Source organism: Phenylobacterium hankyongense (genome assembly GCF_003254505.1).
GTDB classification, from domain to species: Bacteria; Pseudomonadota; Alphaproteobacteria; order Caulobacterales; family Caulobacteraceae; genus Phenylobacterium; species Phenylobacterium hankyongense.
Genome location: NZ_QFYP01000001.1, coordinates 2,654,067 through 2,666,382, shown reverse-complemented (window position 1 = coordinate 2,666,382; position 12,316 = coordinate 2,654,067). Strand labels below are relative to the sequence as shown.

Below are 12,316 nucleotides of genomic sequence, written 5' to 3'. Positions count from 1 at the left end.
CGGCTACTCCACGGCCAGGATGACGTGCGGCGCCTTGATCAGCGCGGTGACCGCCTCGTCGGGCGCGAGGCCCAGCCGGTCGGCGCTTTCGCGGGTTATGGTGGCGGTCAGCGTCTTGCCGTCGGCGATCTCCAGGGTGACCTCGCTCGACACCCCGCCGTCGTCGCGGGCCAGCACTCGCCCGGCCAGCTGGTTGCGGGCCGACGTCACCAGCCCCTCGCCCTTGGCCAGCAGGACGAAGCTCGACTTGATCAGCGCCACCGCTGCGCGGCCGGGCTCCAGACCGAGCGCCGCCACGCTGCGGCGGGTGACCACGGCGACGATCTCGACCCCCTCGGCGACCCGCAGGGCCACCTCGGCGTTGACCTCGCCCTCGACCACGCGGCTGACCACGCCGCGCAGGGCGTTTCGTGCGCTTGTCCGCATGCCCAGGCTCCAGAAGATCGCGCCGAGATCGTCGGCCGGCGCGCCCGCCAGCCCCCGCTCCAGCCGTTGCGCCACCTCGGCGAGTTCGGTTTCCACCCGCTGGAAGGCGGCGAGCACCGCCCGCCCGCGCGGGGTCAGCTCGGCCGCCCCGCCCTGTCGGCCGCCGGGCCGGGCCGCCACCAGCGGCGCGTCGAACAGGTTGTTGAGCGCCTGGATGGCGTCCCAGGCGGCCTTGTAGCTCAGGCCGACGCGCAGGGCGGCGGCGCGGATCGAGCCGAAATCCCCCACCGCCTGCAGCAGCGCCATGCGCTCGGGGCCGACCCGCGCGCCGGCGCCGCGGCGAAGGCTGAAGGCGGCGCTGAGGGGGTCGGGCGACATGGCGGTTCCGTTATGCAGTCGATCTACATAACGCCAACCCGCACCGCTGGCAAAGTTCGGTTCAGGCCGCGGCCAGCGCCCGGGCGATCTGGGCGTCGCTGCGCCGCAGGGCCCAGGTCGCCAGCGCGGCCAGCGCCGCGGGCGCCACGCCCCAGGCGAAGCCGGCGGCGATCAGGCCGGTGGCGGCGGCGATCAGCACGCTGATCAGGAACTCCGCCAGCGCCACGAACCATGAGCCCGACCGGCGGCGGCGGAAGTCCGCGCGCTTGCCGGGCTTCTGCCACCAGAGGTTCAGGAGGCCGCTGACCACCACCACGGCCGCGCAGCCCAGCGCCGCCGTCACGCCGACCCAAGGCGCCAGGACGATCAGCGGCAGCAGCACCGGGACCAGCAGACCCGCCACCGGAATGAAGGCCGCCGCCAGCTTGGCGCGGCGCAGGGTGCGCACCGGCGTCGGCGCGCAGGCCAGCAGGTCGGGCGCGTCCTCGGCCGAGATGGTGATCCAGGCGAGGCTGCCGGCCACCTGCCCCGCCAGCACGACCAGGGCCGCCGCGCTGCCCGGCAGGACGACGCTCTGGTGCGAGACCGCCTGGCGCAGCAGCACGAAGCCCAGCGGCAGTATGTAGAGGACCCGCAGCAGCACCTGGCTGAGCAGGGCCGGATCGCGGGCCAGCAGCCGCAGCTCCTTGCGCAGGGTGACGGCGAAGGCGCCCGCCGCGAAGGCCGGCCCGCCTGCTGCCCCGGCGCGGACCCGGGCGGTGTCGGCGCCGCTGGCGCTGGCGGCGTCCTTGGCGAAGGCGGCGCCGAGCACGTTGTTGGCCACCAGGAAGGCGCCGACGCTGAGCGCGGTCATCGCCAGCAGCGGCGCAGGCTCGCCCACCAGGGCCCGCAGGGGCCAGTCGGCGCCGGGCGGCAGCTGCAACCGCGGGTCGCGCGACAGCGCCACGAGGCTGGCGAACAGGCTGTCGCTTCGCGATCCGCCCAGGATGTTGCGGGCCTGGGCGACCAGGAAGAACAGCGCCCCGATCAGCGCCGCCAGCAACTGGCCAACCGTGCGCGTGCGCCGGGGTCCGATCAGCCGGAAGAGGCCGGTGGCCAGCAGCAGGCCCACCGCCGTCGCGGCCAGGGCGACGTCGAAAAGCACCACCAGGGCCGCCAGCCAGCCTGGATGGCCGAGCAAGGCGACGGGAATGATGAACGGCGCGGTGAACAGGCCGAAGGCGCCGAAGATCCCCGCCGCGACCCCGAGGAACCGAATAGTCAGCACCTTCCGCGGCGCGATCGGCGAGGAGAACAGCAGGTCCAGGTCGCCGCGCTGGAAGAGCGCCTCGACCGCCGCGGCCAGGGTCTGCGACAGCATCAGGGTGAACAGCATCGCCAGGCCGGCGTCGGCGATCAGGATGCTCGCCGGGATCATCGGCACGTCCACCTCGCGCAGCACCAAGCCGAGCGGCGCGCCGGCGACGGCGGCCAGCAACAGCGGCACGGCCAGCGTCAGCCAGATCGTCCCGCCCCGCCCCTTGCTCCGCCGCGCCAGCAGCCCTCGTAGCGTCAGGCGCAGTTCGTGCCGCAGCAGCCAGGCCGTGGAGCCCGGGGCGAGGCTCACGCCGCGGAGTCCCCGAGCTGGCCGGTGAGCTCCAGGAAGACGTCCTCCAGCGTGCCCTCCGCGTCGCCGGAGCGCTCGCGCAGCTGGTCGAGGGTGCCCTGCGCCAGCAGGCGCCCGTGCTGGATGATGCCGATGCGGTCGGCCATCCGCTCGGCGACCTCCAGGATGTGGGTGGTGAGGATCACCGTCGCGCCGGCCCGCACCCGGTCCTGCAGCAGCTCCTTCACCTGCCGGGCCACCGCCGCGTCGAGGCCGGTCAGCGGCTCGTCGAGGATCAAGAGGCGCGGGTCGTGGATCAGCGCCCCGGCCAGCGCGGTCTTCTGCTTCATGCCGCGGGAGAAGCCCTCGCAGCGCTGGGCGCGGTCGTCCCACAGGCCGAGCAGCCGCAGCAGCTCCTCGGCGCGGGGCTGCGCCACGTCCGGCGGCATGCCCCAGAGGCCGGCGACGAATTCCAGGTACTCCATGGGATTCAGCCGGTCGTAGAGCATCGGCTCGTCCGGCGCCCAGGCCACCAGCCGCTTGGCGGCGGCGGGATCGGCGAGCGCGTCGACTCCGAACACAGAGATGCTGCCGGCGTCGGGCTTCAGCAGGCCGGCCACCATCCGCAAGGTGGTGGTCTTGCCCGCCCCGTTCGGGCCCAGCAGGGCGTAGAGCTCGCCGGCGCGGACCGTCAGGGACAGGTCGTCCACCGCCGGCTTCGCGCCATAGCGCTTGGCGAGGCCCTGGATCGAAAGCGCGTCTGCCATTGACCTCGAGCCCTGCCGCGCCCCGACTATGGCCGAAGGGGCCTGCGGCCTCAACTCAGCCCAGGGCGGTGATCGCCACGCCTGCCGCCGCCAGGGCGCCGCCGGCCAGCTGGCGCGCGCTGAGCCTTTCCTTGAACAGTCGGCGCCCCGCCGCCGCGGCGATCGGCGCCTCGATGACGCCCACCGCCCGCACTGGCCCCGCAGGGGCCATGGCCAGCGCTCCGAACCAGCAGGCGGAGGCCGCCGCGCCGAAGAAGCCGGCGCCCAGCGACGGACGCCAGGACTGCGCCACGGCTCCCAGGACGCCCGGCCGCCAGACCGCGAGCACGGCCACCAGGAAGGCGGACTGGATCGCCTGCGCGGCGCACACCGAGGCGGTGGCCGAATAGATCGCGTGATGCGGCTCCAGCGCCAGCCCCGCCTGCCGGTAGGCGTTGAGGGCGACGGCGAAGGCCGCGCCGGAAGCCAGGCCCAGGGCCGAGCCGAGCCCGACGCCCTGCAGCTGGTCGCGCCGGGGCCACGACAGCACCGCCAGGCCGGCCGTGGTCAGGGCGATGCCGGCCCAGGCGTGCGGCCGCAGGGCGTCCCCCAGCAGCGCCCAGCCGAACAGCGCCGCGAGCGGCAGCGAGGATTGTTGCAGCACGGTCGCCACGGCGAACCCGGCGCGCCGCATGGCCACCAACAGGGCCGCGGTCGCGCCGATCTGCGACAGCCCGCCGATCGCCACAGCGGCTGCGAAACGCCAGGAAAAGTGCGGCGCGGCTCCGGGCGTCAGCAGGGCGACGACCGCGAACAGGCTCAGCGAGAACGGCAAGCCGAACAGGAAGCGCACCAGGGTCGCGCCCCACGGCCCGGCGTCGCCCACCAGCCCGCGCTGCAGCGCATTGCGCGCCACCTGCAGCGGCGCCGCCGCTGCGGTCAGGAATATCCAGAGCATTGACGCCCCCGCACCTCGTCATGGCCCGGCTGGTCCGGGCCATCCAGCCCGGAGCGACAGCCGCAGCTGGTGACGATCGACTTTGGAATGGATCACCCGGCCAGGCCGGGTGACGACGAGCGGTGGGCGGCTAGAACCCGCTGGCGATCGCCTGCGGCGCGTTCTTTTCCTTCCTCGCGAGGAGGTTGTTGAGCGCGTTGACGTAGGCCTTGGCCGAGGCGGTCAGGGTGTCGGTGTCGGCGGCCTGGCCGGTGGCGATGCGGCCGTCCTCCTCGAGCCGGACGGAGACCTGGGCCTGGGCGTCGGTGCCCTCGGTGACCGCGTGCACCTGGAACAGGCGCAGGATCGCGTCGTGCGGCATGACCGCGTGGATGGCATTGAACACCGCGTCCACCGGACCGTCGCCGGTCGCCTGGGCGGACTTCTCCTCACCCTCGACGGTGACGGTCAGGAAGGCCTCCTGCGGCCCCTCGGTGCCGGCGATCACCCGCAGGTGCTTGACCTGGATGCGGTCGGCGCCGGACGCCAGGGCGTCGTCCACCAGGGCCACCAGGTCGTCGTCGAACACGTGCTTCTTCTTGTCGGCCAGGTCCTTGAAGCGCTGGAAGGCCTCGTTCAGGGCGTTCTGGCCCAGCTCGTAGCCCAGGGCCTTCAGCTTCTCGCGGAAGGCGTGGCGGCCGGAGTGCTTGCCCATCACCAGGTTGGAGGCGCCCTGCCCGACGTCGTCGGGCTGCATGATCTCGTAGGTGCCGCGGTCCTTCAGCATCCCGTCCTGGTGGATGCCGCTCTCGTGGGCGAAGGCGTTCTTGCCGACGATGGCCTTGTTGAACTGCACCGGGAAGCCGGTGATCGCCGAGACGTAGCGGCTGGCGCGGGTGATGTGCTGGGTCTCGACGCCAGTGTGGAACGGCAGCCGGTCGCCGCGCACCTTCAGCGCCATGACGATCTCTTCCAGCGCCGCGTTGCCGGCCCGCTCGCCGATGCCGTTGACCGCCACCTCCACCTGCCGCGCGCCGCCCTGGACGCCGGCCAGGCTGTTGGCGACCGCCAGGCCCAGGTCGTTGTGACAGTGGGTGGAGAAGATCACCCGGTCCGCGCCGTCCACGTTCTCGATGATGTCGCGGAAGATGTCGGCGTACTCAGAGGGGTAGGTGTAGCCCACCGTGTCCGGCAGGTTGATCGTCGTGGCGCCGGCCTTGATGGCGGCGTCGACGCAGCGGCGCAGGAAGTCCTGCTCGGTGCGGGTGGCGTCCTGGGCCGACCATTCCACGTCGCCGCACAGGTTGCGCGCGTGCGTCACCGACTTGGTGATCATCTCCAGGATGTCGTCCTGGCTGGCGTGCAGGATGTGGTCGCGGTGCGAGGGGCTGGTGGACAGGAAGGTGTGGATGCGGCCGCGCTTGGCCTTCTTGATGGCCTCCGCGCAGCGGTCGATGTCGGCCATCCCGGCGCGGGCCAGGCCGCAGACGATGCTCTCGGTGATGATCTCGGAAACCTGGCGCACCGCCTCGAAGTCGCCGTTGGAGGCGATCGGGAAGCCGGCCTCGATCACGTCGACGCGCATGTCCTCCAGGATCTTGGCGAGCTCCAGCTTCTCCTCCAGCGACATGGAGGCGCCGGGCGACTGCTCGCCGTCGCGCATGGTGGTGTCGAAGACGATGACCCGGTCACGCTCGGAGCGCGGCGGGGCGATGTCGGATACGTCGGATCCGGGAACGGTGGCGGTCATGGGAAAGGTCTCTTCGCGGAAATTGCTGGGGTCGGGCGAGGGGAAAGCCCCTGAGCGCCCGGCCGCGAAGACGCGCAGCCTACAGGGGCGCCCAGGGGCGGCTAAGCCCCAGCGGGAGAAGAAGCAGGCTGTCGAGCCGCATACGCATGGCCTCGCATGTACCGGAATCGGCCTCGGGCCGCAACAGACATGCGTCGCGCCGGGGCATTAAACGCCGCGGCGGCAAGTTCTTCCGAAGAGCGCCCCCTCCCCGCACAAAAATGCCCGCACGCCGCCAGGGGTGGTGACGGATTTCCGCGGCGCGACATTCAGGCGCCGGACTCCGTGGCCAGCGCGCGGCTCACCGCCGGCCGGGCGCGCACCCGTTCCCGGTGCTCGAACACCATGGGGAAGCGCCGCGGATCGACGCCGTCGCCCTCCAGCCAGTCGGCGAGCGTGAACAGGTAGCCGTCGCAGACGGTGTAGGCCTCACCCATCACCCATGGCCCGCGCAGCATCGTGTCCTCGATCAGCTGGAAGCAGGCGCCGATGGTTTCGGGGACCTTGCGGGTCATCTCCGCCAGGGCGGCGGGATCGTCGGCCCAGCGGTAGCCGCGGTGACGGTGGGCGTGCGCCACGTGCACGGTGGAGCAGAGATAGCTGTTGAAGGCCTGCGCCTCGGCGAAGGCGAACGGATCGTCGAGCGGCGCGAGCCTGGCCTCCGGGAAGCTCTGGGCCACGAAGGCGAGGATGGCTGGCGTCTCAGTCAGCACGCCGCGCTCCGTCACCAGCGCCGGGATGCGGCCCTTGGGATTGATCGCCAGGTACTCCGGCCGACGCTGCTCGCCCTCGGCGGTGTTGGTCCGCACGCACTCGTAGCTCGCCCCCGCCTCCTCCAGCGCGATGTGCGGGGCGAGCGAACAGGCGCCCGGCGAATAGAACAGCTTCAGCATCAGCCCTCCGTCTTTTCCCGCGCCCGCAGCCACGAACGCGCCAGCCAGCCGATCCCGATCCAGGCCGCCACGGCCAGGGCCAGCCAGATGGCGTTGCGGCCGACCTGGCCGCGCATGACCTGGAAGATCGAATTGCCGGCGAAGGCGGTGAGCGCGATCTTCGGCACGATGCCGATCGCCGTCCCGGCCGCGAAGTCCAGCACCCGCATCGGCGTCACCCCGGCCGCCATGTTGACGACGATGAAGGGCGCCGAGGGCACCAGCCGCACGATCAGGCTGGCGAAGAAGCCGTTGCGGCCCACAAGGTCCATGAACCGCTTCACGCCCGCGCCTGAGAACCGCTCCAGGGTCCGCGCGCCGGCCGCGCGGCCGAGATAGAAACCCACCAGCGACGAGACCATGGTGCCGACCCAGCTGTAGGCGAGCCCGGTCCAGGGTCCGAAGGCCACCACCGCGGCGGCGATCAGCATGAACTGCGGCACGCCCACGAAGGCCAGGGCCGCGAAGCCCGCCACCGCCACCGGCAGCGACCACGGCCCGCTGGCCGCGGTCAGCCAGTGCTCCACGGTGGCCTCGCCGCCGAAGCCGAACAGCTGGGCGCCGAACAGGAAGACCAGGCCGACGCCGCCGAACAGCAGGAAGGAGATGGCCAGCGTCCGCCACGCCTTGGCGTCCATGTTGGACAGGAACTGGAACAGGCGGCGCATGTGCGCCTGAGGTCGCCGATCAGGCGGAGCCGGTCAAGCGGCGCAGCTACATTGCGTATTTTTAAGTTGCGTTGTTAAGCAATGTCACTCACCTAACGGCGTTACGGCCAAGCTGGGGCCGAGAGGGACTCTACGCTTCGAAAGAGACGCCACGTGACCACCTACGCCTTCGAGACCATCACCCCCGAGCAGGCCCTGAACATCCGCTCCGGCGACTACCTGACCTTCGCGCGAGGCCCGGCCAGCCAGGTGAGCGTCGCCTACGTCCCCGAGAGCCTGCCGCTCCCTGCCCGCATCGAGGTCACCTTCCAGGGCCGCACCGTGGCCTTCGGCGAGGAGTTGTCGGACCTCAGCGTGCGCGGCGGCGTGGACGTGGCCGACCACTCGCGGCTGAAGATCGGCGGCGAGGGCCGCGAGGTCCTCACCGGCTTTGACGGCTCGGACGGCCTCTACGGCGGCGCGGGCGACGACACCCTGAACGGCTTCGACGGCGGCGACCTGCTGCACGGCAACAGCGGCAACGACCTGCTGAACGGCGGCGCAGGCGCCAACACCATCTACGGCGGCAAGGGCGATGACGTGATCAACGTCTCCGCTTTCCGCGAGACCGCGGGCTCCTGGGCGCATGGCAACCAGGGCGACGACGAGATCGTCGGCGGCGCGGGGAACGACACCCTCTACGGCGGCCAGGGGAACGACTTCATCGGCGGCAAGGAGGGCGACGACTACATCAGCGGCGACCTCGGCGACGACGAGATCCATGCCGGCGCGGGGAACGACACCGTCAGCGGCGGGGCCGGGAACGACACCCTCTATTCCAACGACGGTTCGGACCTGCTGCGCGGCGGCGACGGCCACGACATGCTGGTGATCTATGGCCCCGGCGCCAGCCTGGCCGAGGGCGGCGACGGGAACGACACCCTCGTCTCGGCCTCGGCGGAGCAGTCGGTGCTCTATGGCGGGGCCGGCCGCGACCAGTTCGAGTTCGCCTCCAGCGCCGCGCCGGGCCAGGGCTTCGACGACCTGATCGTGGACTGGGAGTCCGGCGACCGCCTGCACTTCGCGGAAGTGAGCGCCTATTCGATCCTGCCGCGCTCCTACTCGGAGTTCGTCACCGACAGCTACGAGCATGCCCTGGCGATCGCCAACGAGCACATCTCGGCGGCCGGCGCGCACTATGTGGCCGCGCAGGTGGGCGACGACGTGCTGGTGTTCGCCGACACCGACGGCAACCCCGCCGACGGGGCTGACGTCGCCATCATGCTGGTCGGCCGGGCCCTCGCCGACATCGGCCTGGAGAACTTCATCTAGCGCTTCCGAGGCGGGTTTGCCGCGGGGGCGGCTTAGGCTAAACCCCGCGGCGTTCCTGCAACCCCATCCGGAAGTTCGTGTCGCCATGTCGCTTCAGTCCGCCGCCCTGTCCCGCGTCAAGCCGTCCGCCACGCTGGCGGCGGACCAGAAAGTGCGCGAACTGCGGGCCCAGGGGCGCGACGTGATCGGCCTCGCCGCCGGCGAGCCCGACTTCGACACCCCCGACAACGTCAAGGAAGCCGCCATCAAGGCGATCCGCGACGGCAAGACCAAGTACACCACCGTCGACGGCATCGTGGAGCTGAAGGAGGCGATCGTCGCCAAGTTCGCCCGCGAGAACGGCCTGACCTACAAGACCTCGCAGGTGAACGTCTCGCCCGGCGGCAAGCCGGTGATCTACAACGCCATGGTCGCCACCCTGAACCCCGGCGACGAGGTGGTGATCCCCGCGCCCTACTGGGTGAGCTACCCGGACATGGTGCTGCTGGCCGGCGGCGAGCCGCGGTTCGTGACCACCCGCGCCGAGACCGGCTTCAAGGTGCAGCCGGCCGACCTCGAGGCCGCCATCACGCCGCGCACCCGCTGGGTGCTGCTGAACTCGCCGTCCAACCCGTCGGGCGCGGCCTACACCAAGGCCGAGCTGCGGGCGATCGCCGACGTCCTGCTGCGCCACCCGGACGTCTGGATCCTGACCGACGACATGTACGAGCACCTGCTGTTCGACGACTTCGAGTTCTGGACCATCGCCCAGGTCGAGCCGGCGCTCTACGACCGCACCCTGACCATGAACGGGGTCTCCAAGGCCTACGCCATGACCGGCTGGCGGATCGGCTACGCCGCCGGCCCCGAGCCGCTGATCAAGCTGATGGCCAAGGTCATGAGCCAGTCGACCTCCAACCCCTCGTCCGTCTCCCAGTGGGCGGCGGTCGAGGCGCTGAACGGGTCGCAGGCCTTCATCAAGCCGAACCAGAAGCTGTTCCAGGGCCGCCGCGACCTGGTGGTCTCGATGCTCAACCAGGCCACGGGCCTGCGCTGCCCGACGCCGGAAGGCGCGTTCTACGTCTATCCGTCCTGCGAGGGGCTGATCGGCAAGACCGCGCCCAGCGGCCGCACCATCGCCTCGGACCAGGACTTCGCCACCGAGCTGCTGGAGAGCGAAGGCGTGGCCGTGGTGCACGGCGCCGCCTTCGGTCTCTCGCCCTTCTTCCGGATCAGCTACGCCACCTCCAACGCCACGCTGGAAGAGGCCTGCGGCCGCATCCAGCGTTTCTGCGCGGCGGTGAAATAGTCCTACATCTTGGTCTTCCACGCCGACTTGGCGGCGTCCTTGGTGAGGTTGAGGCAGAGCGCGTCGTTCTCGACGTGGTCGACCCAGCTCAACGGGATCATGTGGTGCTTCAGGCCGGTCATTAGGCCGAACTTGGTCAGCTCGATCTCGTCGCCGATCACGTGATCGACGCGGCCGATATGGCCGCCGTCGGAACCTACGACTTCCATGTGCTCGTGGATCTCGGACGGTTGAATCATCTTCTCGTCTCCTCGTCTGCGGGGCAGGCTGGGAAACGGATCAGGTGCGGTGGAGTTTCCGGCGGATGGCCGAACCGATCAATCTGAACAAGGCCCGCAAGGCGCGGCAGCGGGACGGGGCGCGGGCGAAGGCGGCGGAAAACCGCGTCCGCTTCGGCCGCACGAAGGCCGAGACCACGGTGTCGAAGCTGGAGGCGGAGAAGGCCCGCCGCGCGCTCGATCAGGCCAAGCGCGAGGACTAGCGCCGTCGACGGCTAGCGCCCCGGCACCGCCCCGTCGCGGGCTTCCGCCGGGATCGAATTGTAGATGGTCGCGGGCGTGATGTTCAGCCGGCGGCGCGCGGCGTCCAGCGGCTCGGCCATGACGCGCTCGTAGTCCTCGCCCAGCAACCACCTGGCGGCCTTGCCGCGCTGGTAGCCCTGCCAGATCGCCCGCGTGTACGGATACTTCGGACCCCGGCGCGAGCGCAGCGCCGCGCCCACGGCGATCAGCGCCCAGCCGAGCCCGCGGGTCTGGGCGTAGGAGAAGGCCACCAGGCAAGCCTCGCCCAGGGCGTCGCGGTGGTAGCCGGACAAGATGTGCCAGATGTCGTGCACGTCGCGGGTGCGGCGGCCGAACCAGGCGTAGGGGTGCGGCTCGTCGATGGCCCGGGCGCCCAGCCGGCTGATTTCCGCCAGCCCCTCCGCCGACAGCCGCTCGGAGCGGATGAAGTCGCGGTAGGCCGCGCCGACGCTGCCGGCCGGCAGGCTGTCCAGCCAGGCGTCGTCCATCAGCTTGCGGGCGAACTCCGGCCGCTCATAGGCGATGCGGCCGCCCTCCGGGGTGGTCAGCAGCCGGTGATAGCCCTTGGCGGTCGAGGCGCCGTTCAGGGCGCGCATGATCTCGAACACCTGCGTGGTGTCGTCCTTGTCCGCCAGCAAGCGGCGGAGCGAGCGCATGGCGTGCACCCAGTCGAGCTTGGGCGGACCGGAGCGCACGGCGCCGGCGGGCGCTTCGGCGATATCGGTGGCCATGGCCATGCGGATCGTCCTCGTCAGGTGAGCCGTAAAGATGACGCCAGCGTCAACTTTTGGCAAGGGGCTTGATCGCCCGGCGTTTGCGGCCACAAGGAACCATGCCGACCTTGCGAAAGCGTTCCGTCCTGCTCGCCGGCCACGCCACTTCCATCGCGCTCGAACCCGAGTTCTGGAAGGTGCTTGATGAGATGGCCGCCGCGCGGGGCGCCAGCCTCGCGGGCCTGGTCCTCGCCATCGACGCCGAGCGCGGCGAACGCCCCCTCGCCTCCGCCTGCCGGGTCGCGGCGCTGGCGTTCGCCAGGCAGACCTGAACCCTCCCTTCTGTGAAAGAAGGTGTCGGGTCAGAGCCCGGCGGATGAAGGGTCGCGCGCGCCGCAGGCGCCATATTGTCCACGAACCACACGAACCACACGAACAGTCCGTTGCGGCCGGCGAGCGCCTTCCCGATGAGACCTCGTTCGTGTGGTTCGTGTGGTTCGTGGACTCATAAATCGCCGCTGACGCGCAAAGACGCTATGGGCGGGAGTAGGACCATGCGCCCATCAGTATTTCGGTGGGGCCGCGTCGCTGCTCGGCGGTTGCTGCGGGCCGTTGACCGTTCCGGCTGGGGTGGCCGGCGCGCTGCCGGTGGCGGGCGCGGCGGGCATGATCGAGGTCCCCTCCACCTGGCGGGGCGCCGAGCCGCCCTGCGGGGTGCGGTCGGAACCGCCGCGCTGGATCATGGCCACCGCGAACCAGGCGACCAGCAGGGCCACCACGATCCAGACCAGCGGCGGGATGTTGCGCGTCGCCTTGCGGGGCTCACCCCGGTCGTAGCTGTCGGGCTCGGCAGGCGGGTGGGTCGGACGCTGTTCGCTCATCGGGTCGCCTCGCTTGGCTTAGGGCGCGGGGTGCAGCATGCCGAGCGCCAGGACGAAGATCGCGACCACCAGCATGCCGAGGATCCACCAGACCACGGTGGGAACGGACTCGCTGCGGCGTCGGGAATCCCATTGGGACAT

General features: G+C 71.1%; 15 protein-coding genes. 4 read left to right on the top strand and 11 right to left on the bottom strand.

Features of this window, described 5'->3' with window-relative positions:
• Positions 1-3: 3 nt before the first annotated feature.
• From DJ021_RS12840 to DJ021_RS12810, 7 genes are all read right to left on the bottom strand, one after another.
• Positions 4-804, bottom strand: coding sequence for a TOBE domain-containing protein (locus DJ021_RS12840; protein WP_111457924.1), 801 nt, complete (start codon positions 802-804; stop codon positions 4-6).
• A gap of 61 nt (positions 805-865) precedes the next feature.
• Positions 866-2,410 (bottom strand): hypothetical protein, encoded by a 1,545-nt coding sequence (locus DJ021_RS12835; protein ID WP_111457923.1) that lies wholly within the window; start codon positions 2,408-2,410, stop codon positions 866-868.
• On the bottom strand, positions 2,407-3,156 hold the full coding sequence (locus tag DJ021_RS12830) for an ABC transporter ATP-binding protein (RefSeq protein WP_111457922.1): 750 nt from the start codon (positions 3,154-3,156) through the stop codon (positions 2,407-2,409). Before DJ021_RS12830 ends, DJ021_RS12835 begins: the two co-directional genes overlap by 4 nt.
• 55 nt (positions 3,157-3,211) lie before the next feature.
• A complete protein-coding gene (locus tag DJ021_RS12825; RefSeq protein ID WP_111457921.1) occupies positions 3,212-4,093 on the bottom strand; it encodes a DMT family transporter in 882 nt (293 codons plus the stop codon).
• Between the two features lie 130 nt (positions 4,094-4,223).
• The gene (locus tag DJ021_RS12820; protein WP_111457920.1) at positions 4,224-5,822 is read right to left on the bottom strand and encodes a 2-isopropylmalate synthase; all 1,599 of its coding nucleotides are present in this window, start codon (positions 5,820-5,822) and stop codon (positions 4,224-4,226) included.
• A 308-nt stretch (positions 5,823-6,130) separates the two neighbouring features.
• The gene (locus DJ021_RS12815) at positions 6,131-6,754 is read right to left on the bottom strand and encodes a glutathione S-transferase family protein (RefSeq protein ID WP_111457919.1); all 624 of its coding nucleotides are present in this window, start codon (positions 6,752-6,754) and stop codon (positions 6,131-6,133) included.
• Positions 6,754-7,461, bottom strand: a complete 708-nt coding sequence (locus tag DJ021_RS12810; protein WP_111457918.1) for a TVP38/TMEM64 family protein — start codon at positions 7,459-7,461, stop codon at positions 6,754-6,756. Before DJ021_RS12810 ends, DJ021_RS12815 begins: the two co-directional genes overlap by 1 nt.
• 153 nt (positions 7,462-7,614) lie before the next feature.
• Between DJ021_RS12810 and DJ021_RS12805 the strand changes: the two genes are divergently transcribed.
• Positions 7,615-8,772, top strand: coding sequence for a calcium-binding protein (locus DJ021_RS12805; protein WP_111457917.1), 1,158 nt, complete (start codon positions 7,615-7,617; stop codon positions 8,770-8,772).
• Positions 8,773-8,857: 85 nt separating this feature from the next.
• Positions 8,858-10,060, top strand: a complete 1,203-nt coding sequence (locus DJ021_RS12800; protein WP_111457916.1) for a pyridoxal phosphate-dependent aminotransferase — start codon at positions 8,858-8,860, stop codon at positions 10,058-10,060.
• Positions 10,061-10,062: 2 nt separating this feature from the next.
• On the opposite strand, the gene DJ021_RS12795 is transcribed toward DJ021_RS12800, so the two are convergent.
• Positions 10,063-10,299: a DUF2171 domain-containing protein gene (locus tag DJ021_RS12795; RefSeq protein ID WP_111457915.1), complete on the bottom strand. Its 237-nt coding sequence runs from the start codon at positions 10,297-10,299 to the stop codon at positions 10,063-10,065.
• A 65-nt stretch (positions 10,300-10,364) separates the two neighbouring features.
• Between DJ021_RS12795 and DJ021_RS12790 the strand changes: the two genes are divergently transcribed.
• Positions 10,365-10,541, top strand: coding sequence for a DUF4169 family protein (locus DJ021_RS12790; protein ID WP_111457914.1), 177 nt, complete (start codon positions 10,365-10,367; stop codon positions 10,539-10,541).
• A gap of 12 nt (positions 10,542-10,553) precedes the next feature.
• Here DJ021_RS12790 and DJ021_RS12785 read toward each other — a convergent pair whose 3' ends face one another.
• Positions 10,554-11,318: a Coq4 family protein gene (locus DJ021_RS12785; RefSeq protein ID WP_111457913.1), complete on the bottom strand. Its 765-nt coding sequence runs from the start codon at positions 11,316-11,318 to the stop codon at positions 10,554-10,556.
• Between the two features lie 95 nt (positions 11,319-11,413).
• Between DJ021_RS12785 and DJ021_RS12780 the strand changes: the two genes are divergently transcribed.
• Complete coding sequence (locus DJ021_RS12780; RefSeq protein WP_111457912.1) at positions 11,414-11,626, top strand: ribbon-helix-helix domain-containing protein; 213 nt, start codon at positions 11,414-11,416, stop codon at positions 11,624-11,626.
• 231 nt (positions 11,627-11,857) lie between these two features.
• Here the strand turns inward: DJ021_RS12780 and DJ021_RS12775 are convergent, their stop codons facing one another.
• Together DJ021_RS12775 and DJ021_RS19285 are read right to left on the bottom strand one after the other, a co-directional pair.
• Positions 11,858-12,175, bottom strand: a complete 318-nt coding sequence (locus DJ021_RS12775) for a hypothetical protein (RefSeq protein ID WP_111457911.1) — start codon at positions 12,173-12,175, stop codon at positions 11,858-11,860.
• An 18-nt stretch (positions 12,176-12,193) separates the two neighbouring features.
• On the bottom strand, positions 12,194-12,316 hold the full coding sequence (locus DJ021_RS19285; protein WP_279386489.1) for a hypothetical protein: 123 nt from the start codon (positions 12,314-12,316) through the stop codon (positions 12,194-12,196).